17 protein-coding genes and 2 pseudogenes are annotated in these 20,919 nt (G+C 64.8%); 9 read left to right on the forward strand and 10 right to left on the reverse strand.

From position 1 onward, the window contains the following. Positions 1–272 precede the first annotated feature (272 nt). Positions 273–518, forward strand: coding sequence for a hypothetical protein (locus tag Q2M23_RS35635; RefSeq protein ID WP_245311945.1), 246 nt, complete (start codon positions 273–275; stop codon positions 516–518). 1,216 nt (positions 519–1,734) lie between these two features. On the opposite strand, the gene Q2M23_RS35640 is transcribed toward Q2M23_RS35635, so the two are convergent. Then, positions 1,735–2,043 carry a hypothetical protein gene (locus Q2M23_RS35640; protein ID WP_229193518.1) on the reverse strand — a complete coding sequence of 103 codons (309 nt, stop codon included), beginning with the start codon at positions 2,041–2,043 and terminating at the stop codon, positions 1,735–1,737. Between the two features lie 466 nt (positions 2,044–2,509). On the opposite strand from Q2M23_RS35640, the gene Q2M23_RS35645 reads away from it, so the two are divergent. Next, complete coding sequence (locus Q2M23_RS35645) at positions 2,510–3,775, forward strand: S1C family serine protease (RefSeq protein ID WP_253605153.1); 1,266 nt, start codon at positions 2,510–2,512, stop codon at positions 3,773–3,775. 147 nt (positions 3,776–3,922) lie between these two features. Here the strand turns inward: Q2M23_RS35645 and Q2M23_RS35650 are convergent, their stop codons facing one another. Continuing rightward, a complete protein-coding gene (locus Q2M23_RS35650) occupies positions 3,923–4,867 on the reverse strand; it encodes a metallophosphoesterase (protein ID WP_316398525.1) in 945 nt (314 codons plus the stop codon). An 82-nt stretch (positions 4,868–4,949) separates the two neighbouring features. Next, entirely contained in the window at positions 4,950–6,698 is a 1,749-nt protein-coding gene (locus tag Q2M23_RS35655; RefSeq protein ID WP_229193356.1) for a flavin-containing monooxygenase, read from the reverse strand. A gap of 211 nt (positions 6,699–6,909) precedes the next feature. Between Q2M23_RS35655 and Q2M23_RS35660 the strand changes: the two are divergent. Together Q2M23_RS35660 and Q2M23_RS44195 are read left to right on the forward strand one after the other, a co-directional pair. After that, a pseudogene (locus Q2M23_RS35660) lies at positions 6,910–7,659 on the forward strand (DUF1186 domain-containing protein); the annotation flags it as partial. A 96-nt stretch (positions 7,660–7,755) separates the two neighbouring features. After that, positions 7,756–7,857 (forward strand): annotated as a pseudogene (locus Q2M23_RS44195) (SEC-C metal-binding domain-containing protein); the annotation flags it as partial. Positions 7,858–7,924: 67 nt separating this feature from the next. Here Q2M23_RS44195 and recQ read toward each other — a convergent pair. Continuing rightward, complete coding sequence (gene recQ, locus Q2M23_RS35665) at positions 7,925–9,793, reverse strand: DNA helicase RecQ (protein ID WP_316398527.1); 1,869 nt, start codon at positions 9,791–9,793, stop codon at positions 7,925–7,927. Positions 9,794–9,924: 131 nt separating this feature from the next. Here recQ and Q2M23_RS35670 point away from each other — a divergent pair, with 131 nt between their 5' ends. The 3 genes from Q2M23_RS35670 to Q2M23_RS35680 are packed head-to-tail and all read left to right on the forward strand — an operon-like array spanning position 9,925 to position 13,978. After that, positions 9,925–11,268 (forward strand): cytochrome c, encoded by a 1,344-nt coding sequence (locus Q2M23_RS35670; RefSeq protein WP_316398528.1) that lies wholly within the window; start codon positions 9,925–9,927, stop codon positions 11,266–11,268. Next, the gene (locus tag Q2M23_RS35675) at positions 11,265–11,756 is read left to right on the forward strand and encodes a (2Fe-2S)-binding protein (RefSeq protein ID WP_076834854.1); all 492 of its coding nucleotides are present in this window, start codon (positions 11,265–11,267) and stop codon (positions 11,754–11,756) included. Before Q2M23_RS35670 ends, Q2M23_RS35675 begins: the two co-directional genes overlap by 4 nt. Further along, positions 11,753–13,978 carry a xanthine dehydrogenase family protein molybdopterin-binding subunit gene (locus tag Q2M23_RS35680; RefSeq protein ID WP_316398529.1) on the forward strand — a complete coding sequence of 742 codons (2,226 nt, stop codon included), beginning with the start codon at positions 11,753–11,755 and terminating at the stop codon, positions 13,976–13,978. Before Q2M23_RS35675 ends, Q2M23_RS35680 begins: the two co-directional genes overlap by 4 nt. A 5-nt stretch (positions 13,979–13,983) precedes the next feature. Here Q2M23_RS35680 and Q2M23_RS35685 read toward each other — a convergent pair whose 3' ends face one another. Beyond that, entirely contained in the window at positions 13,984–15,204 is a 1,221-nt protein-coding gene (locus Q2M23_RS35685) for a DUF2235 domain-containing protein (protein ID WP_316398530.1), read from the reverse strand. A 64-nt stretch (positions 15,205–15,268) separates the two neighbouring features. Next, positions 15,269–15,562, reverse strand: coding sequence for a hypothetical protein (locus Q2M23_RS35690; RefSeq protein ID WP_316398531.1), 294 nt, complete (start codon positions 15,560–15,562; stop codon positions 15,269–15,271). A gap of 107 nt (positions 15,563–15,669) precedes the next feature. Here Q2M23_RS35690 and Q2M23_RS35695 point away from each other — a divergent pair, with 107 nt between their 5' ends. Further along, positions 15,670–16,197, forward strand: a complete 528-nt coding sequence (locus Q2M23_RS35695; protein WP_210262845.1) for a hypothetical protein — start codon at positions 15,670–15,672, stop codon at positions 16,195–16,197. Between the two features lie 14 nt (positions 16,198–16,211). Here the strand turns inward: Q2M23_RS35695 and Q2M23_RS35700 are convergent, their stop codons facing one another. From Q2M23_RS35700 to Q2M23_RS35715, 4 genes are all read right to left on the reverse strand, one after another. Next, the gene (locus Q2M23_RS35700; protein ID WP_316398532.1) at positions 16,212–17,588 is read right to left on the reverse strand and encodes a vWA domain-containing protein; all 1,377 of its coding nucleotides are present in this window, start codon (positions 17,586–17,588) and stop codon (positions 16,212–16,214) included. Between the two features lie 6 nt (positions 17,589–17,594). After that, positions 17,595–18,542: an AAA family ATPase gene (locus Q2M23_RS35705; protein WP_021078095.1), complete on the reverse strand. Its 948-nt coding sequence runs from the start codon at positions 18,540–18,542 to the stop codon at positions 17,595–17,597. 262 nt (positions 18,543–18,804) lie between these two features. Next, positions 18,805–19,158: a hypothetical protein gene (locus Q2M23_RS35710; protein WP_316398533.1), complete on the reverse strand. Its 354-nt coding sequence runs from the start codon at positions 19,156–19,158 to the stop codon at positions 18,805–18,807. A gap of 167 nt (positions 19,159–19,325) precedes the next feature. After that, complete coding sequence (locus Q2M23_RS35715) at positions 19,326–19,958, reverse strand: HAD-IA family hydrolase (protein ID WP_316398534.1); 633 nt, start codon at positions 19,956–19,958, stop codon at positions 19,326–19,328. A gap of 134 nt (positions 19,959–20,092) precedes the next feature. Here Q2M23_RS35715 and Q2M23_RS35720 point away from each other — a divergent pair, with 134 nt between their 5' ends. Beyond that, positions 20,093–20,854: a S1 family peptidase gene (locus tag Q2M23_RS35720; RefSeq protein ID WP_316398535.1), complete on the forward strand. Its 762-nt coding sequence runs from the start codon at positions 20,093–20,095 to the stop codon at positions 20,852–20,854. Positions 20,855–20,919: the final 65 nt, after the last annotated feature.

Here is a 20,919-nt window from a genome sequence, read left to right on the forward strand (position 1 = left end):
GTACAGAAGCAAGTGCCCGGCGAGTGGATGACGCGAAAAGGGATTGACTAACCAAGGCCCGTTACAGAAGCCCGGATAAAGCAAAGCGTAGTCCGGCAGGCTTCAGCAGCGCGGATAGAAAGTCCCGGATTTCGCGGAGCCTGTCGTCGGGCACGCGTTCGCGCGACCCGTTGGCTCCATCCGGGCTACGTTCCATGTCCCACGTCAGGTCCGCGTCAGCTTCGCCCGGTATTTTTGCCTGGCCGGGCGAGTTGGGAGACCATCGCGTGAGGATGATGAATGCGGCCGGCCGAGCCATCGCCGCGCTCGGCGTTGGCATCGTCGCCGTGGGGCACTGGGTCTGGACCTACCAGGGCCAGGGTGCCGCGCAGCATCCCCGCCTGCTGGCGATGAATCATGCGGTCGAGCTCTACGCCGGCATCTTCCTGATCGGCGTCGGCGTCCATGCCCTCGCATCCTGGTACTGGTTCAGCGATCCAAATCCGCCGGCGCGCTCCTCGGTCGGGGAGCCGCAGTAGCGTCCGCCTTGGCGGCAATGCTCCGGTTGAGGTGCTGTCCTGGTTAGGGCACTCGTACAGGGGAATTAGGACATCTGATGCCCGGTGGAATCTGGAAATTGGACACAGCCGCTGACTGACATACGCTAAAGCGCCCGCCGATCCGACGTGTAATGCTTTGAACATTATGTTCAGGCCCGATTTAGATGGCGTCGAGTTCAGCCTCATAGGCTTGGCGGGGATATCGCTCGTCGCGTTCATCATCAGCTTAGGCTGGCTTCTGATCGGCTGAACTGCCGTAGCTCATTGGAAACGTCAACTTGGCCTTAGCGCTCTCCCGGCGCTGGGGCCGTTTTCTAATCAGGACACTTCCAAAATCAACTTGGGACACGGGGCCTAAATGCGGACAGCACCCCGGTTGAGATGCTGTCCCAGTTAGGACATTCGCTTGGGGAAATCAGGACACTCATTCACATATGCAAATGCCCTTCCGTACCATCGAGGTTCTAGCTCACGCGGGGGGTCCATAATCTTTCCCTACCCCACGGGCGCTCCTCGGCCTCAGCCTCCTTGCCCGAGTGCTGGGGCCGTTTGCTTGAGTGCCGCATCGCATCTGCGATGAAACGCAAGCTGACTTTCCTATGCAAATGCGGGAACAGACCTATTGGGCGCAGGGTCGAGTTCTCATGGGAATGACAATCCCTCTGGCCCCGGCGCTAGCTACGTGCCGGGGCCGCCTTATTCTCAGCGGCGCGGTAAGGCGGCCTCAGCGTTCGTTCCAACGCGCTGGGGCCGTTTCCTTGAGGGCGTCACGGGGAACAGTCTCGCTGGAAGGCCTGATTGATCGCCACTCTCTACGTAGCATCTCGGATTGGTGTGCCAGCATACGCGATTGGGCTGCGACGTTCCGGACAATGGCGCGCTCGGGAGCGAGTAGCTTCACGGCCACATCATCGCACTGTGCTGCCATCGCTCGCATCTCTTCCGACGTCATGGTGTCGTATTAGAGGGCGCTTCGACCGGGCCTGCATTTGCCTATGTTTCAGCCCCAAGCCGGGGATTGTGCCGGAGATTCAGCCGCGAGCTTGCGGAGGATGGATCGCAACCACAGGAAGGGAGGCGCCGCTCTCATTTGGCGTGACGGCTAACTCGGAAGCAGAAGTGCGCGAGCGATTTGAATCGAGCTTGCGCCGATGGATCGAGATCATAAACGGAGAGGCCGCCAACTGAGGCGGCCTTACTCAACGACGCCTTTGATATCGGACCTTCGCCGGAACAGTTTTATTTGTCCGATCAGCGGTCGGATCAGATATTTTAGAACAAGGCCGAGACCTATGATCGACACCAGGATTGGCCAGTAGGCCAAGATCGCAAGAACGGCCAACCATTCCGGGCTGCGCTGCTCCCGCCAATACACCGACGCCGCGATGACGTGGGCCACCAATAGCGCGGCCCAAATAGCAAGCGCGACGATGACGGGCTCATCGAATGTCAACGCTTCCCACGCGGCTTCACCCGGCCCTGAAGGCGCACTTTCGCTTTCCATGGCTTGGTCGACCTCCCTCAGCTTCCAACCCCTGCGATGGCGGGCTTATTCCATCGGAATGCTAAGGGGGACGGTAGCGGAGGCTGGAACTCCGTTCACCCACGGAGAACCCCGGTAACACTTCTGCCCTGTGGAGCGAGAACACTTGGCGGATTGCAAAAGCCAGAACATCTGGCGTGCGACTCAGTAGTCTTGCCGAGAACATCGGCCAAGTTACGGTTTTCGTTAGCTTAATCGGAATTAAGACACTCCAAGATTCAACTTGGGACACGGGGCTTAAATACGGCCAGTACCTCGGTTGACATAGGAACATAATAGGAACATAGGTTCTGTAACCTGAGGGTGTGGCGATCGCCTCATCCGCGGCGGACTTGCGTGGCCGCAGGACCAAAGACCAAGCCGCGCACCACTTGCGGATGAATTTCGACGCCTCCTATGATGGGTTGTGGCTGGGGGAGTGCGCGTCATGAGAGTTGCGATCTGGGCGGCCGTTGCGGCCGCGTGGCTGTTTGCGTCTGCAACTCCGTCGAGCGCCCGCGGTCCCTACGGCTCGATCACGGTCGGCAACTGGAAGGGCGGCGCTTTCACCAACGACAAGAATGGCGCCTTCACCCATTGCTCGGCGGGCACCACCTATCAAAGCGGCATCTTCTTCATGGTGTCGATCGCCGAGAATGGCAGCTGGCGGCTCGGCTTTGCCCATGACAGCTGGCGTCTGACGCCGGGCGAGGCCTTTCCGCTGGCGCTGACCTTTGACGGCCAGCCGGCGTTCAACGTCTACGGCATGCCGCTCGGCACCCAGCTCGTGAATGTCGAGATGCCGGTGAATTCCAGTCTAATCAACCAGTTCCGCAAGGCGCGCCAGATGACGGCATTCGCGCAGGGACAATTGTTTCAGTTCAACCTCAATCAGACCGCGCAGCTGTTGCCGGCTCTGCTCAACTGCGTCGTCTCGGTGAAGAAGAACGGCGTCTCCAATGCCGGCGAGTTCGCGGTCGCGACAAAGCCTGCGGCGGCGCCGCCGCAGCAGGCTGCAGCACCCAGCGCGCCGCCGGCGAAGCAGGCGAGATCGGGGACCGGCACCGGCTTTGTGGTCAGCAGCAGCGGCCACGTCGTCACCAATCACCATGTCGTCGGCGGCTGCAGCGAGATCACGGGCAACCTGAGCGGCGAGGCGCCGGTCAAGCTGCGCCTGGTGTCCGATGACGAGACCAATGATCTCGCGTTGCTGCAGGCGCCGACCCCTTTCAAGGATGTCGTCAGCCTCAGGCAAAACCCCATCCTGGTCGGCAACGGCGTAGTGGCGATCGGTTATCCCTATCACGGATTGCTGACATCCGATTTCACGGTCACCACGGGCATTGTCTCTTCGCTGAGTGGCATCCTCAACGATACCCGTCATCTGCAGATCAGCGCCGCCGTGCAGCCGGGCAACAGCGGCGGTCCGCTGTTCGACCTTACCGGCGCGGTGGTCGGCGTGGTGGCTGCCAAGCTCGACGCGGTCAGGATGGCGCGGGCGACGGGGACCATCCCGGAGAACATCAATTTCGCGATCAAGACCGGCGCGCTGCGCGACTTTCTCGACAACAGCGCGGTGGCGTACCGGACCGCCGAGTGGCGCGAGGAGATGAAGAAGGAAACCGCCGAGATTGCCAAGAATGCGCGCGGCTACACGCTGCTGATCACCTGCACGGTGAACGAGCAGAGCGCGAGTGCGAAGAAGGGCAATTGAGACCTCCGCTACCGCTTTCTCCGCTGTCGACCATACGATTTTACCTGCGGCTGCGCGTCCGGGCAGCCGCCGGCTCCTTTGCATGGGGTTGTTTTCGATATTGGCAATGCGCGCCTGCGCCTGCCGCCTACGGGCGGGTATCAGAGCTCAGCGGTCGAGCCGCCGCAGCGAATGCACCGTGATCTCGGCCGGGCAGTTCAGCCGCACCGGCGCCAGGCTGGTGCCGGCGCCGGCCGATGTGTAGCCGGCAAGCGTGCCGAAGCGCCAGGCGCCTCGGCCCATCCGGCGCGGCAGCCGGGCCTCCAGCTTGATCGCGATGCCGCCAGGCAGGCAGAGCTGGCCGCCATGGGTATGGCCGCTCAGCATCAGGTCGAAGCCGGCCGCCGCCGCCGCGCGGTAGGATTCCGGCGTATGTGCCAGCAGGATCGAGAACGCATCGCGCGGGATCGCCGCGGCAGCCCTTGCAATGTCGTCGGTGCGGTAGAAGTGCGCGTCGTCGATCCCGGCGAGGTGGATCGTCGCGCCATCGCGCGTGATCGACTCCTGCTCATTGAACAGCATCCTGATGCCCATCGCCTCCAGCGCCGGCGTCATGCGGATGCTGTCGTGATTGCCGAGGATGCCGTAGAGCGGCAGCTTGATCCGCGCGCACAGATCCCGCATCAACGCGAGGCTCGTTTCAAACGGCCCATACGTCTTGCCGCGGTAGTCGCCCGTGAGAACGCAGATATCGCAGGCGATATCGCTCACGATGTCCATCAGATGCCGCATCGCGCGTTGGCTGATGTCGGCATGGAGATCGCTGAGCTGAAGCATGGCGAAGCCGTCGAAGGCCGCCGGCAGGCGCGCCGACGTCACCAGATTGTGCCGCACTTCGACCCTATCGGCATTACGCCGCGCGCGGCCGTGCAGGCCGGTCACCTTGAGCGCGGTCTCGATGATCCGCGGCGCCAGTTTCCAGTTCTCGACGTTGAACAGCAGCGTGCCCTGGCCGAACACCTGCTTCTCATGCGCGGCCTCGATCCCAAGCCGGCGCACGACGTGATCCGCGCCGATCCGCTCGACCAGTCCCTGCAATGCCGTGTCGGCCATCGTCCCCCGTGCGCTCCGCGATGCCAAGCGCGGACCGGCGCGACACTATCATGCGCAATCCCGGTGGGGATACCGCCGGCACTCAGACCACGGGAACCCGCTTCGCGGCGACCGCGGCCGGCGAGATCACCTCGATGTCGAGCGGTACCTGCCAGCGCTCGGTGAAGCGCACCTGCGGCGGTGCATTGCCGTTGCGCCCACCCTGCAGCACGAAGCCGTCGTAACCCGAGTTCATCACCTCATTGCACTTCTGCACATAGATCGGGAAGCCGCCGATATAGGGCATGAACACGCGGGGACGGCCCGGGATGTTGGCGCCGACATACCACGAGCTGCAGGTCGAGCGCAGCGAGACCGTTGAGACGTCGTTGACATGGGCGACCCAGGCGTCTTCGTCGTCGCGGACCGCCTCGATCGTGCCGGCGCCGATGTCGCGCATATGACTGATGCAATCCGCCAGCCAATCGACATGCTGCTCGATCGCCTGGATCATGCTGGCGAGCACCGACGGGCTGCCGGGCCCGGTGATCATGAACAGGTTCGGAAAGCCCTCGGAGGCAAGGCCGAGATAGGCACGCGGGCCCGCGCGCCATTTCTCGGCCAGCGTCTGCCCGCCGCGGCCGGTGATCGCGATCTTGTCGAACGAGCCGGTCATGGCGGCAAAGCCGGTGGCGGAGACGATCGCGTCGAACTTGTATTCGGTGCCGTCGACGACAATGCCTTCCGTCGTGAAGCGATCGATCGGCGTCGTCGACACGTCGACCAGCTTCACATGCGGCAGATTGTAGGTCTCGAAATAATTGGTATCGACGCAGAGCCGCTTGCAGCCGAACACGTTTCGCGGGCACAGCAATTCGGCGGTGGCGGGATCCTTGACGATGCCGCGGATCTTCTCGCGCGCGAAATCGGCGATGGTGTCGTTGGCGGCCTTCTCGAACAGGAGATCGCCGAACGCGCCGAGGAAGGGCAGGCCGCCGCGCTGCCACGCTTCTTCATATTGCTGCTCGCGCTCCCGCTCGCTCGCCTGCAAGGCGGGCTGGGCGTTGAACTGGAAATAGAAGCCGGTCGGGCGCGCGCGGGCCTTGGCGCGCAGCTCCGGATAATGCGCCTTGGCCTCCTTGAGATATTCGGCCGACAGCCGCTCGTTCCACGCCGGCACCGACCAGGTCGCGGTGCGCTGAAACACGGTGAGCTCGGAGGCCTGCTGCGCGATGATCGGGATCGACTGGATCGCCGACGAGCCGGTGCCGATCACGCCGACGCGCAGGCCGCTGAAGTCGACACCCTCATGCGGCCATTCGCCGGTGTGATAGATCGGCCCGCGGAAATCCGCCATGCCCGGGAAAGCCGGCCGGTTCGGCGCCGACAGGCAGCCGACCGCCATGATGCAGAACTTTGCGGTAACCCTGTCGCCGCGGTCGGTCTCGATCAGCCAGGTGCCTGCCTGCTCGTCGAAGGTCGCCGCGGTGACGCGGGTGTCGAACACGATCTGGCTGCGCAGATCGAAGCGATCGGCGACGTGATTGGCGTAGGCGAGAATTTCAGCCTGCGGAGAATATTTCTCCGACCAGCTCCAGTCCTGATCGAGTTCCTCGGAGAACGAGAAGGAATATTGCAGGCTCTCGACGTCGCAGCGCGCGCCGGGATAGCGATTCCAGTACCAGGTGCCGCCGACGCCGCCGCCGGCCTCATAGACCCGCGCGGTGAAGCCGAGTCCGCGCAGCCGATGCAGCATGTACATGCCGGCGAACCCGGCACCGATCACCACGGCATCGAACGTTCCGGTCTCGGCAGGGCGCACAGTTTTGCGCGCGGTGCTCTCCTGAGCCATGGGCCGTCTCTTCCCTATATCGTTATGTCTTGTCCGCGCCTCGTTGGACGCGGTAGGCAAAGATTAGGGCGAGGGCGGCGCGGCCCGCAAGCAAGCGTATTGCCGTCCAGCGAATAGCTCCTATGCTGTCTCTGGGAGAAGATGGGGATAAGCGGTGATCGGGTAGTTGTTCTGTCGTGACCGTTCATCTGCCCGCGAAGATCGAGGTCTCATGAAGAAGGAAGAAGTAGAAGCTATCTTCGAGTTGGGCGATTTGGGGCCGATCGAAGACTATCTTGAGGCCGTCGCGACCGAGAAACAATTGCCTGCGGCCGCAGTCGGAATGTGCCTGATCAGAATGGAAGAAGCGGCCCCCGCGCTGCGCGCCATCGTCGCCCGGGCAGGGAACGGCGAGGAACTGTCCGACGATGAGGCCAGGCTGCTGTTCCGAGGTGTCTATATCCTCGGTGGAACTCGTGACACGGATGTTTGCCGCGACCTGCTGCGACTGCTGCGCAGACCCGAAAGCGAACTTGATGACCTGTTGGGTGACTGCCTGACCGAAAGCATGGCGCGCATTGTCGCGGGTGTCTTTGACGGGGATGTCGACGCCTTGTTGAGTCTGGTCGTGGATCAGTCCGTCGATCAATTTGCGCGCGAGCAGGTTCTCGGCGCGGCCACCTTCCTCACATGGAATGGGATGATCGGGCGGGAGCGCATGCAGCGCCTGCTCAAAGCATTCCACGAGCAAAACCTGGCGGATGACGAGAACCATGCCTGGTACGCGTGGCAGCAGGCAATTGCCCTCCTGGGGCTGCGCGAGCTGGCGCCCTTGGCGTATCGCGCTTTCGATGACGGGCGTATACCCGATTGGATGACAGAACGCCGCGAGTTCGACGAAATGCTCGTCGATGCCGAGCAGCGACCCGAGGAAATCGCACGATTCGAGGAAGTTGGCCTCGGCTATATCAAGGATGCGGTCCAGGAAATGGAAGGGACCGACTACGGCTACAACGAGACCTTCGACGATCTGGACGCCCCCTTTGGGGACGATCTCGATACATTGTGGAGCCACACCGAACCCGTGAGGAATCCCTTGCGCCATGTCGGGCGCAACGACCCATGCCCGTGCGGCAGCGGCAAGAAATACAAGAAATGCTGTCTCGCTGACCAGCGTTGAGCTGCGGCTCCCTCGGTCTCAGCGCCGGCCAAAGCGACTGTCGTCGCTTCGGCGTCGAGAGGACCGGTCACGCTCCTGTCGTCTTCACGATGCGGATCAGCTCGTCGCCGTAATGCTCGAGCTTCTTGTCGCCGATCCCCGCGATGTTGCGCAGCTCGCTGAGCGTGTCCGGCCGCATCGCGGCGATGCCGTCGATGGTGGAATCGTGCAGCACGACATAGGCCGGCACGCCGCGCTGGCGCGCGACATCCGAGCGCCAGGCGCGCAACGCCGCATGCAACGCGGGATTTGCGACGCCACCCGGGCTGTCGGCCGCTGGCACAAGCTCGCCGCGGCGCGACTTGCCGCGGACCGCGCGGTTGCGCGCGCCTTCCGGCTGCTCGCGCAGCATCACCGCGGTCTCGCCCTTCAGCACGCCGCGGGCGCTGTCGGTCAGAACAAGCGCGCCGAAGGCATCGCTGTCGGCGCGCAGATGGCCCATCGCCACCAGCTGGCGCAGCACCGCGCGCCATTGCTTCTCGTTGAGCTCGCGGCCGATGCCGAACACCGACAGCTGGTCGTGGTTGAACTGCTTGACCCGTTCGGTCAGCCGCCCGACCAGCACGTCGATCAGGTGCATGGCGCCGAAACGTTGGCCGGTGCGGTAGACGCAGGACAGCAGCTTTTGTGCGAGCACCTTGCCGTCGCGGACGCGCGGCGGCGTCAGGCAGTTGTCGCAATTGCCGCAGCTATCCTCCGCGCGGGTCTCGCCGAAATAGCCGAGCAAGCGCTGCCGGCGGCAATGCACCGTTTCAGCCAGCGCAACCAGCGCGTCGAGCTTGCCGACCGAGACGCGCTTGAAGGCGTCGGAGCCGGTCGATTCATCGATCATGCGGCGCTGCTGCACGATGTCGGACAGGCCGTAGGCCATCCATGCCGCCGACGGCTTGCCGTCGCGGCCGGCACGCCCGGTCTCCTGGTAGTAGGCTTCGATGCTCTTCGGCAGATCGAGATGCGCGACGAAGCGCACATCGGGCTTGTCGATCCCCATGCCGAAGGCGATCGTGGCGACGATCACGAGCCCGTCCTCGTTGAGGAAGCGGTCCTGATGTCGGGCGCGCACGCCGGCATCGAGCCCGGCATGATAGGGCAGCGCCGGAATGCCGGCCTCGCTCAGCGCCGCCGCGACGTCCTCGACCTTGGCGCGGGACAGGCAATACACCACGCCGGCGTCGCCGGCATGCCGCTCCTTGATGAAATTCTTCAGCTGCGTGGTCGCATTCTGCTTGTCGACGATCTCGTAGCGGATATTGGGCCGGTCGAAGCTCGCGACGAATTGCGGCGCGTCGGTAAGCTGCAGCCGCTCGGCGATCTCCCTTCGGGTCAGCGCGTCCGCGGTCGCGGTCAGCGCGATGCGCGGCACCTTGGGGAAGCGCTCGGCGAGTGCGGACAGGCCGATATATTCCGGGCGGAAGTCATGGCCCCATTGCGAGACGCAATGCGCCTCGTCGATCGCAAACAGCGCGATCTGCGCCTGGCCGAGCAGATTGAGGCAGCGCGGCGTCAGCAGCCGCTCCGGCGCCACATAGAGCAGGTCGAGATCGCCGGCGAGCAGCCGCCGCTCGACCTCGGAGGCTTCCTCATAGGACAGCGTCGAGTTCAGCACCGCGGCGTTGACGCCGGCTTCAGTGAGGCCCGCGACCTGGTCGCGCATCAGCGCGATCAAAGGTGATACCACGATGCCGCAGCCGTCGCGCAGCAGCGACGGCAATTGGTAGCACAGCGACTTGCCGCCGCCGGTCGGCATCAGCACCAGGCAATTGCCGCCATCGGTGACGTGACGGATGATGTTTTCCTGCGCGCCGCGGAAGCCCGACAGGCCGAACACGGAACTGAGCACGGACAGCGCATCGCGAGACGGGGCGGATGCGCGATCGAGGGCGGGCTGGGCGGTCATGATCCCTTGCGCGATCCCTTTGGGATTTTCAGGATTCCTTGAGGTCAACAGGCGGTGATCGAGGTCTTCTGGCCGAACGATACCGGAACGAAAGGTGTTAATACACGTCCCAACAACAAACTCAATTCAGCATGACTGGTCAGCTGCGGATCATCACAGGCATTGCCGCGATCGTGCTGGTCGCGGGCGCGGCGGCGGCCTTTGCCGTCGCCTGGCGGCCGCAGATTGCCGCCATTGCGCCGCCGCGGGCCGATACCTTCGACCCCGATGTGGTCAAACGCGGCCGCGAACTCGCCGCGATCGGCAATTGCAACACCTGCCATACCGTGCAGGGCGGCGCGACTTATGCCGGCGGGCTCCCGGTTCCAACGCCGTTCGGCATCGTCTTCTCATCCAACATCACGCCGGATGCCGAAACCGGCATCGGGCGCTGGCCGGAGGAGGCGTTCGTCCGCGCGATGCGCTCCGGCGTCGCCCGCGATGGCCAGCATCTCTACCCGACCTTTCCCTATGACCATTTCACCAACGTCTCGGATGCGGACGACCGGGCGCTGTATGCGTTCCTGATGACGCGGCAGCCGGTCCACGCGTCGCCGCCGGCGAATCAGCTTTCGTTCCCGCTCAACTATCGACCGCTGATTGCAGGGTGGAAGCTGCTGTATCTGCGCAGCGGCGATGCCCCTCAGGACTCGGCGAAGGGCGCGGAATGGAACCGCGGCGCCTATCTGGTGGAGGGGCTCGCGCATTGCGGCGCCTGCCACACGCCGCGCAACGCGCTCGGCGCCGAGCGGGTGAATGCGCAGTTCTCCGGCGGCGAGGTCGACAATTGGCACGCCTACGCGCTGAACGACACCTCGCACGCCCCGGTGCGGTGGACCGCCGACGCGCTCTACGCCTATTTGCGCCACGGCTGGCAGGCCGATCATGGCACCGCGCGCGGGCCGATGGCTGAAGTGGTCGGCAATCTGGCGACGGTGCCCGACAGCGACGTGCGGGCCATCTCCGTGTACATGGCCGATATCTCGGGCGCGCCGGCGCCGGATCGCAAGCGGCCGGCCGACGTCGTCGCACAATCGTCTTCCGATGATGCGGCACAGACCCATGCGGCCGGCGCAGCGATCTATGCCGCGGCGTGTGCCTCCTGCCATGAGGGCAACCGCGCGCTGCCCTACGGCGGCGTGAATCTCGCGCTCAGCACGGCGATCGCAAGCCCCGACCCGCGCAACCTCCTCAATATCGTGCTGTCGGGCGTTGGCGCCGTCGAAGGCGAGCGCAGCCCGATCATGCCGGGCTTCGCCAGCAGCATCGATGATACGCAGATGGTCGCGCTCACGGCCTATCTGCGCGAGCGGTTCGGCAAGCGGCCGGCGTGGGCCAATCTCGACAAGGCGGTGCGCGATGCGCGGGCGGTGCAGGCCACGTCGCTTGCGGCGCGCGACACGCCGGCGGAATCCAGACAGCGAGGCAAGCCATGATGACATTGAAGGTCAATGGCAGGGATCATCAGGTCGATGCGGAGCCGGATACGCCGTTGCTCTATGTGCTGCGCAATGATCTGGCGCTCAATGCCGCCAAGTTCGGCTGCGGGCTCGGGCAATGTGGCTCCTGCACGGTGATCGTCGACGGCAAGGCGGTGCTGTCCTGCGTCACGCCGCTGGTCCTGGTCGAGGGCAAGCAGGTGACGACGCTCGAAGGGCTCGGCACCGTGGCCGCGCCGGCGCCGATCCAGCGCGCCTTCATGGAGGAGCAGGCGGCGCAGTGTGGCTACTGCATCGCCGGGATGATGATGCGCGCGCAGGCGCTGCTGATGCGCAACCCGAAGCCATCGGATGCGCAGATCCGCGCCGAGCTGGAGCCCAATCTCTGCCGCTGCGGCACCCATATGCGCATCCTGCGCGCGGTGCACCGCGCCGCCAGGTTGATGGATACGGCCGACGCCGCAAGCGACAGGAGCGTCCGATGACCGCGCCGGTAATTCTCGATCGCCGCAGCGTGCTGGCCGGCGGCGGTGCGCTGATTGTCAGCTTCTCGCTGCGCCATGCGGTGGCGCAGGAGCAGAAGGCTGCGCAGGGCCCGGCGTTGCCGGGCAGCCTGGCCAAAACGCCCAATCTGGATTCCTGGATCCGTATCGATGCCAATGGCCAGGTCACGGCCTTCACGGGCAAGGCCGAACTCGGCCAGGGATTCCGCACCGCGTTCCAGCAGATTGCGGCCGAGCAGCTCGATATTCCCTTCGATGCGCTGAAGGTGATCACCGCCGACACCAAACTCACGGCGAACGAGGGCTACACGTCCGGCAGTCATTCGATGCAAGACAGCGGCACGGCGATCCTGCATGCCGCAGCGCAAGCGCGCATGTTGCTGGTGGCCGAGGCGGCAAAGCGTTTCGGCTTGCCGCCCGACGGCTTGCGAACCGAGAATGCGGCCGTCATTGCTCCCGATGGCCGGCGTCTGGGCTATGGCGAGCTTGTCGCCGCGGACATGTTGCACGTCCAGGCGCAACCGACATCGAGCCTGAAGGATCCGGCGAGCTTCAAGGTGATGGGCCAGCCGGTGCCACGCGTCGATATTCCGGCCAAGGTCACGGGCGGCGCCGCCTATGTGCAGGACATGCGGCTTCCCGGCATGGTGCATGCGCGCGTGGTGCGCCCGCCGAGCTACGGCGCGCAGCTCGTGGAATGCGACACGGCCGCGATCAAGAAAATGCCCGGCGTGATTCAAATCGTGCGCGACGGCAACTTCCTGGCCGTGGTGGCGGACAAGGAATTTTCGGCGGTCAAGGCCATGCACGCGCTGGCTGCCGCGGCGAAGTGGCGGGAGAGCGCGAAGCTGCCGAACCAGCACGATCTGGCCAACGTGCTGACCACGCTGCCCTCTCAGGATTTCGCGATCTTGCAGCGTAGCGATCCCACGGTGAGCGGCGCGCGGTCGCTCGAAGCGACCTATGCGCGGCCTTACCAGTCGCACGGCTCGATCGGGCCGTCCTGCGCGGTCGCGCAATTCGTCGACGGCGCGATGACGGTGTGGACGCACACGCAGGGCGTCTATCCCGACCGGCAGGCGATCGCCGAGATGCTCGGCATGACGCCCGCCAGCGTCCGCCTGATCCATGTCGAAGGCTCCGGCTGTTACGGCCACAATGGCGCCGACGATGCCGCGGCCGACGCCGCGCTGATCGCCCGGGTGCTGCCAGGGCGCCCAATTCGGGTGCAGTGGATGCGCGAGCAGGAGCACGGCTGGGAGCCCTATGGCCCGGCGATGGTGACGAAATTGAGCGCGTCGCTCACGACCGACGGCAAGATCGCCGACTGGAATTTCGCGGTGTGGAGCAATACCCATTCGATGCGGCCGGGCGGCGCCGGCGCGCTGCTTGCGGCCCAGCACATGGCGCGATCATTCGCGGTGCCGGCACCAAAGCCGTTGCCGCTGCCGGAGGGTGGCGGCGATCGCAACGCGATCCCGATCTACAATTTTCCGAACGCGCATGTGATGCATCACTTCATCCCCGCGATGCCGCTGCGGATCTCCGCGATGCGCGCGCTCGGCGCCTATCACAACGTGTTCTCGACCGAGAGCTTCATGGATGAACTGGCCGATCTCGCCGGCGCCGATCCGGTCGAGTTTCGCCTCAGGCATCTCGACGATCAGCGGGGCCGCGCGGTGGTCGAGAAGGCCGCGGAGGAATTCGGCTGGACGCGCGGACAGCAGCCGCTGCGAAATCACGGCTACGGCTTTGCGTTCGCGCGCTACAAGAATCTCGCCGCCTATTGCGCCATCGCGTCCGAGGTCGAGGTCGATCGAGAAACCGGGCGGGCCCGGCTGGTGCGCGCGGTCGCCGCCGTCGACGCCGGCCAGGTCGTCAATCCGGACGGCATCACCAACCAGATCGAGGGCGCGATCGTGCAGTCGACCAGCTGGACGCTCTATGAAAGCGTCACCTTCGACGAGACAAGGATCACCAGCATCGACTGGCAGACCTACCCGATCCTGCGCTTCAATGCGGTGCCCGACAGTATCGCCGTCCACATCATCAACCGCCCCGGCCAGCCGTTCCTCGGCAGCGGCGAGACCGGGCAGGGCCCGGCCGCCGCCTCGCTCGCCAATGCCATCGCGCATGCAACCGGCAAGCGGCTGCGCGAGCTGCCGCTCAGCCGCAAACGGATCAAGGACGCGATCGACGCGTAATGCGGTCAAGCCGTTGCAGCGGGGGGAGCCGGGGGCGGCGTCATCGGCTCGACGTTGTAGGTCATCGGCATATTGATCGGCTTGTAGGCCGGATCCTTCTCCATGCGCTCCAACACCGAGGCATGGATGGTCGCGCCGTCCGCAATCGGCCGCGGCTCGCCGCGCGGCAGATAGAAGCCGAGGAAGGATTTCCGCTCCGACCATTCCTTCCATTTGTCGCTCTTCGGAATCCATTCCAGGATTTCCCAGGCGGCGGTCAGCGAATTGTGCAGCGGAGCGGTCGCGCTCGGCGGCACATATTCGTGCTTGTGCGGCGGCAACGGCATCCCCCAGGCGAGATGATCGATCAGCGCCTGATCCATGTGCAGCCCGGCTGCCTTGGCCTGCTCGAGCATCCAGATCAGCGGAAACTTCGACGGCCCGCTCTGGTCTTCCGGATAGCCGCCGCCGACGTCGGAGTGCACGCCGGCAAACCAGACCTGGCGGATGTCCTGCTCCACCTCCGTTGCCGGATCGAATGGATCCGAGCGAAATTTCTGCGGCTCGATCCAGCGATTGAGTCGGAACATGCGCCTGCGCTCGTCGATCGAGATCGCCTGGCGGAACCGTTTGACGCTGGAATTGGTGCGGGTGAACAGCAGCGTCTGGAGGTCGAACAGGAAATTGTCCTGTCGCGGCACGATGATCGAGGCCACGGTGTCCCAGACCCCGACGAACTCGATGCCGATGTTGCGGCCGCCGGCAATCTGGCTGAAATGCCAGGCTTCCTTCAATGGAGCATAGTCGAACGTGCCGTCGGATTTCTGGGCGTCGGAGCTGGCTTTTTTGTAGGTGCCGAAGGCGTAGCTCGCGAGGTCGAGCTGGTCGACGGGCAGCAGGCCCATCACATGGACGAAGGCCGCGAGCACGCGCACCGTGTAGGCACCGCGGCTGAAGCCGAACATCCAGACCCGGTCGCCTGGCTCCCACGCCCGGCACAGGAACAGGTAGGCGCCGAGCGTGTCCTGGTCGAGACCGGCGCCGAAGGCCAGCCCGAACAGGCCGCGCATCTGCTGCTTGAAGCGGCCCCAGGCGTTTTGCAGGCCGATGGTGCCGAGGCCGGGGTGATAATAGATCCGCTGCCGGTCATTCTTGTCGGCGACGCGGAACAGCTTCAGCACGTTGGAAATATTGTCACCGATCTCGTTGCCGGTGCCGTCGCAACAAATCACAATATCCTTCGGCATCCGTTGCCCTCGCGGCCGCCGTGAAAATTCGTGGCCTCTATGTACGGCAGAATGCGGTGAAAATTCAATCTCCAATTGAAGACGGTTCTGTGGCGGCGGCGTGACCGCCGGTGGTGCCGGGTAGCGAAGCGCGATGCGCGCCGGCGTTGCCTGCCGTTGGCTTTCGAATTGAATCTCGCCACAGCCGGCCAAAGCTGCGCCAAGGACGGCATCGCTTCAGCTCGCCGATGCCCGGCCGTGACGGAGTGTCCGTGAGAGACCCAATTGCGGTTCGCGATGCTTTGGGCCAGCCGCCAATGGCGCTCTCAAAATTCAATTGCAACACTTCGGAAAAGATGGAAATCTGCTCGTCGATCATTGCTATATGCGTCGACATTTTCTCCCTTTCAGGGACTCCGCGGTGCACGCGATCATCTTTCCTGCGGCTTCCCGCAGCTTCCTCAGCAGCAACAGGAACAGGTCGGCATGAGCCCTCAAGCTCTCGTGACGGCCATTCTCTTGGGACTTGTGGTGGTGGCGTTCGGGCTGTTCTGGTGGGTCGGCAGCTATTCCGATCGCGTGTTCGCAAGCAGGTTCCGCACCCGCTTTCCGGAGAAGACGCTGAGCTACACCGGCGACCAGCTCGGCGAGCTGGTGCAGTCCGATCTGCGGATGAAATATGTCTTTCCGATCCTGTTTCCGCTCGACCTGATCGTCATGCTGGCGCTGGCGGGTGCGATGGGGGCGGCGTCATCGCACTGGCTCAGCCGGATCTACCCGTCCGCTGCGTGGCTCGGCCTGGTCGTGCCGGCGGTGTACCTGCTCAGCGACCTGATCGAGGATTGTCTCCTGGTATGGCTGCTGCTGCACGGCGATCCGCATGCGGCGGCGCGGTCTGTCTCGATCCTGAAGGCGATCACGACGATCAAGCTGGTCGGCATCTTCGCCTCGATCGCTCTGACATTGGCTGCGTTCGTCGGGTGGCTGTTCCACGGCGAGTCGCTTGCCATCTAAGTGCGGCGGGCGGCCTATTGATAGGTCGCGACGATATCCGACACGGCACGCTCGAGCTGCTGCGCGGTCGCGCACTGCCGCAACACGCTGCAGAAGGTCGCGTAGCGCGGCATCTCGGAATCGCCAAAACCCCAGACCATGCGGCCCTCGGGATTGAGCCAGACCAGCCGTTTGGAGCGCTCGCCGATCCGGCGCAGGATGTCGGCGCGCGGATCGAGGTTGTTGCTGCGGGCGTCGCCGAGCACGATCACCGTGGTCTGCGGCGTGATCGCGCTCATCCAATTGTCCTCGAAATCGGCGAAGGAATTGCCGTAGTCGGACGAGCCGAAGCCGACCTTGGACATGATCTCCTTCATCGCCTCTTCCGGCGATTTCGATTCCAGGATGTCGCTGACCTCGATCAGGTGGCCCGAGAAGGCGAATGAGCGGACGTCGTCCACCACCTCGTGCAGGCTGTGGATCAGGAGCAGGAAGAAGTCCGAGACGCGGGCGACCGAGCCGGAAACGTCGCACAGCGCGACGATCTTCGGCCGGTCGCGATGCTTGCGCTTCCAGGCGGTGAGGAAGGGGACGCCGCCCCAAGCCGCGTTGCGGCGCAGCGTGCGGCGGACGTCGAGATGACCGCGGCGCTGGCGCTTGCGCGGCTTGGAGTAGCGCTCGCGCAGCCGGCGCGCGATCTGGCGGATCAGCGCGCGCATCTGCTCGACCTGCCGCGGCTCGATCCGCGCCAGCGGCGCGTTGCGCAGGATCTCGTTGCGCAGATTCTCCGCTTCCTCGCGCCCGTAGAGCAGCAGGGCCTGCGAGACCGCGTCGCGAACGGTGCCGCGCAGGCCGTTGAGCGCCTCCTGCAGCCGTTCGGCGAGCGCGGGATTGCGCGTGGTCTGGTCGTCGATGTCGTCGCGCAGGCGCTGGATCCCCATCGCATCGAGGATGCGGGTCTGGAAGATGCCGCGCTGGGTGAAGTAGCGGATATCCGGCAGCGAGGCGGCGCCGGAGGCGTTGGCGATCGCGCTCGATATCGCGGAGCGATCCTGCGACAGCAGCATCTGCGCCAGCGGCCCGACGTTCTCGCTGGCGGCGCCGCCCGACGCATCGCCATGCTCGTCGGCCGATGGGTTGGCACCGGATTCGCTGCCGTCGTCGGTCTTGCTCTGCTCGGCTTCCTCCTGCTGCGGCTCGGGCTGGCTGAAGAACAGGTCGAAGCATTCGCCGAGCGCGCGCTTCTCGTCCTGGGTCTTGGCCAGCGTCAGCAGGAAGGTGTCGCGCAGGATGTCGCGATCGGCAAAGCCGACCTGGGCGACCGCCCGCATCGCATCGATGCTTTCGGCGGGCGAGACCCGGACCCCGGCTCCCCGCGCCGCACGAAAGAAGCGATGCAGGTTCTCGCGCATCTTGGTTTAGCTGAACACGCCCTGGCGCGACGCCTTGGCGATGAAGGACGAAATCTGCGGTGTCGCGGCCTCGATATCGGCCTCGTATTTCAGGAGCACGTTGAGCGTGTCCTTGACGATCTCGTGGTCGAGCTCGCTGGCCTGCAGCAGCACCAGCACGCGCGCCCAGTCGATCGCCTCGCTGACCGAGGGCAGCTTCTTCAGGTCGAGCGAGCGGATCTCGTGGATGAAGCCGACCATCTGCTTGCGCAGCGTCTGCGAGATGCCGGGCACCCGGCTCTCGACGATGCGCTCCTCCAGCTTCTGCTCGGGGAAGCCGATGTGCAGATGCAGGCAGCGCCGCTTCAAGGCATCGCCAAGATCGCGCTCACTGTTCGAGGTCAGGATCACGGTCGGCGGCGCCACCGCGGAGACGGTCCCGAGCTCGGGGATCGTGACCTGGAAGTCCGAGAGGATTTCCAGCAGCAGCGATTCGAATTCGGCATCCGACTTGTCGATTTCGTCAATCAGGAGCACGCAGCCGGCCGGCTGCTCCAGCGCCTGCAACAGCGGCCGCGGCTCGACGAATTCCTTGGAGAAGAACACATCGCCGAAGGTGTGGAGCTGGTCGAGCGCAGCCGCCAGCGACTGTGCGCCGCCGAGCACCTCGCCGAGCTTGTCCTTCAGGATCTGGGTGTAGAGCAGCTGCTTGGCGTATTTCCACTCATACAGCGCCTTGGCCTCGTCGAGGCCCTCATAGCATTGCAGGCGGATCATCTTCATGCCGCGCCATGCGGCGATCGCCTTCGCCAGCTCGGTCTTGCCGACGCCGGCAGGGCCCTCGACCAGGATCGGCTTCTCGATCTGCTGCGACAGATAGACCGCGGTCGCGATCTGCCGGCTCGCAATATAGCCTTGCGCGGCGAGGCCGCTTTCCACGGCCTCGATCGAGGCGGTGGGCCTGGTGTCAGCCACGAGGATCAGCTCCGAATTTGCCTTGAACTCGGACCTGTTCTGCGCCCGTTGCGGACAAAGCACAAGGCTCGTTTGGCCCGCATAGCGCATGGTTCCGGGGTATTCCGCCAAGCGCAATACGGGCTACGCTTGTTAGCGTGTAGTTCGAACCTCCCCTTGAAAAGAGGAGGTCGCTTTGCTCGCCAGAGCAAAGCGGGTGGGGATCTACTCTCTCCATCAACGCCGGCGTCTGCGGCTGACCCCCATCCCGACCTTCCCCCTTTCAGGGGGAAGGAGAAGAATCTCGTAGCCCGGCTACCGTCAACCCGCAGCTCTTCACGAAATCCTTGCGCTGCGGGCCCGTGATCTTTTGGTCGATGGCCTGCTTCAGGCAGTCGAGCCGCGCCTGCGCCATGCAGAGCTGCATCTGGTCGTGCCGCTCCTGACCCTTCAGCGCCTTCGCCGCGCTCTGGCAGGCCGCGCGCTTCGCGCCGGGCACGGGCGCCGCCGTCGACGCGCTCTGTTGCGCGGGAGCTGCCACCGGCGCTGTTGTGGGGGCTGATGTTGTCTGCGCGAGCGCTGCGACCGGGATCAGCAGCGAACCAGCGGAGACAAGGGCGACGACAAGACGTTTCATGGGAAGTGCCTCCGCGAGGCATGATCCGGAGAAGTGGACGTCGGTTTTCCGGAACGTCATGCTCAGACCAGGAAAGGGGTCACGATGCGATCGCGCCGTGACCCGGGGGGAGGCCGACAATTAGAAGCCGCCGCGTGAATGCGGCATGAACAGGCGCGTAGCCCGCTTCACCTCAGCGTGAGGCCGGTCGCGGCTTCAAGCTCGCCGATCGCCTGCGCGGCATTCGCGACCTTGATCGTGGTCATGCCCATCTCGCGCGCCGGCTTCAAATTGACGCCGAGATCGTCGAGATAGACGCAGTTCTTCGGGTTCACCTGCAGCGTCTCCACCATCATCTGGTAGATTCGTGGGTCGGCCTTGCGCAGGCCGATCTTCGCGGACTCGATGACGTGATCGAACAGCGCCATCACCTCTGCGACGTAGAGCGTGCGTCCGCTGCGGCTGCCGATCGCGTTCGCCGGCAGGTTGTTGGTGATGCAGCCGGTCTTGAATTTCGCCTTGATGCGCTTCAGCGCCTCGACCATCTCGGGGCGCAGGTCGCCGGAGAGCAGCGGCAGCACGTCCTTGCCGCGCACCTCGGCGCCGAGCGCCTTTGATTCCGTCGCGAACAGCGCGTCGAACGCGTCGATATCGATCTCGGCGCGCTCGAACTTGGCCCAGGCGTTCTCGAGATGATTGGCGGCGTTGGTGCGGCGGATGATGTCGATCGGCAGGCCGCGCTCGGTCTCATAGCGCGCGAACGCCTCGAACGGCGAGGTGGTCAACACGCCGCCGAAATCCCAGATCACTGCCTCGATCATGCTTTCCTGCCCAATGATGCGTTGCTTGAGGAGCGGCTAACACGGATCGCAGACCGGGACCAGCCCGATCCGGCGCTTGTTCGGTGCTCGTTCGGCGCTTGGCGACCCGCGCGGAGCGGGCTATTGCTTCGCCGATGAAGTCATCCCGCCTGATCCTCGCCGTTCTCGTGTCGCTGGTCTGCCCTCCGGCTTTCGCCATCGTCGGCGGCGGCGCGCCGTCGACGGATGGCGTTGCGCGCTCCGTCGTCACGATCGTCGGCTCGCGCGGCAATTTCTGCACCGGTGCGCTGATCGCGCCGAAGGTCGTGCTGACCGCGGCGCATTGCGTGCAGCCCGGTGCCGATTACAAGATTGTCGAATATGGCGCGGACAGGCAGCCGAAGCTGCAGGACGTCAGGACGGTTGCGATCCATCCCGGCTTTCGGATGCAGGCGATGACCAGTCATGTCGCGACCGCCGATGTCGCGCTGCTGCAGCTCGCGGCGCCGGCCGCAGGCAAGGCGCCGGCCGCGCTCGGCATGCCAAACATTCCGATCCAGGTCGGCGGCCGCTTCACCATCGCGGGCGTCGGCGTCACCGTGCGTGGTGACGGCAAGAGCGGCGGCGCCACCCGCGTCGCCGGCCTGATCGCGAGCGGCAAGCCCGGCACGTTGCAGATCCGTCTCGTCGATCCGGTCGGGCAGGGCGTGCGCGACGGGCTCGGGGCCTGCACCGGCGATTCCGGCGCGCCGGTGTTCGAGGACAAGCAGGGCGGCCCCGCAATCGTCGGCGTGGTGAGTTGGTCGACGGGACCGAACGGCGCCGCCGGCTGCGGCGGCATCACCGGCGTGACGCCGCTGACACTCTATCGCGACTGGGTGCTGCAGACCGCGCGGCAGTGGGGTGCGAGCTTTTAGCCCAAGATGCATGCTTCGGACAGACCGCACACTCGCAGTTCCGTCATCCTGAGGCTCGCTTCGCT

Origin of the sequence: Bradyrhizobium sp. 33ap4 (assembly GCF_032654765.1) — a bacterium.
GTDB lineage: Bacteria > Pseudomonadota > Alphaproteobacteria > Rhizobiales > Xanthobacteraceae > Bradyrhizobium > Bradyrhizobium australafricanum.

Coding starts and splice junctions, on each gene's coding strand:
- Q2M23_RS35635 (WP_245311945.1), top strand. CDS start 273: ATGATGAATGCGGCCGGCCGAGCCATCGCCGCGCTCGGCGTTGGCATC.
- Q2M23_RS35640 (WP_229193518.1), bottom strand. CDS start 2,043: ATGGAAAGCGAAAGTGCGCCTTCAGGGCCGGGTGAAGCCGCGTGGGAA.
- Q2M23_RS35645 (WP_253605153.1), top strand. CDS start 2,510: ATGAGAGTTGCGATCTGGGCGGCCGTTGCGGCCGCGTGGCTGTTTGCG.
- Q2M23_RS35650 (WP_316398525.1), bottom strand. CDS start 4,867: ATGGCCGACACGGCATTGCAGGGACTGGTCGAGCGGATCGGCGCGGAT.
- Q2M23_RS35655 (WP_229193356.1), bottom strand. CDS start 6,698: ATGGCTCAGGAGAGCACCGCGCGCAAAACTGTGCGCCCTGCCGAGACC.
- recQ (WP_316398527.1), bottom strand. CDS start 9,793: ATGACCGCCCAGCCCGCCCTCGATCGCGCATCCGCCCCGTCTCGCGAT.
- Q2M23_RS35670 (WP_316398528.1), top strand. CDS start 9,925: ATGACTGGTCAGCTGCGGATCATCACAGGCATTGCCGCGATCGTGCTG.
- Q2M23_RS35675 (WP_076834854.1), top strand. CDS start 11,265: ATGATGACATTGAAGGTCAATGGCAGGGATCATCAGGTCGATGCGGAG.
- Q2M23_RS35680 (WP_316398529.1), top strand. CDS start 11,753: ATGACCGCGCCGGTAATTCTCGATCGCCGCAGCGTGCTGGCCGGCGGC.
- Q2M23_RS35685 (WP_316398530.1), bottom strand. CDS start 15,204: ATGCCGAAGGATATTGTGATTTGTTGCGACGGCACCGGCAACGAGATC.
- Q2M23_RS35690 (WP_316398531.1), bottom strand. CDS start 15,562: ATGATCGACGAGCAGATTTCCATCTTTTCCGAAGTGTTGCAATTGAAT.
- Q2M23_RS35695 (WP_210262845.1), top strand. CDS start 15,670: ATGAGCCCTCAAGCTCTCGTGACGGCCATTCTCTTGGGACTTGTGGTG.
- Q2M23_RS35700 (WP_316398532.1), bottom strand. CDS start 17,588: ATGCGCGAGAACCTGCATCGCTTCTTTCGTGCGGCGCGGGGAGCCGGG.
- Q2M23_RS35710 (WP_316398533.1), bottom strand. CDS start 19,158: ATGAAACGTCTTGTCGTCGCCCTTGTCTCCGCTGGTTCGCTGCTGATC.
- Q2M23_RS35715 (WP_316398534.1), bottom strand. CDS start 19,958: ATGATCGAGGCAGTGATCTGGGATTTCGGCGGCGTGTTGACCACCTCG.
- Q2M23_RS35720 (WP_316398535.1), top strand. CDS start 20,093: ATGAAGTCATCCCGCCTGATCCTCGCCGTTCTCGTGTCGCTGGTCTGC.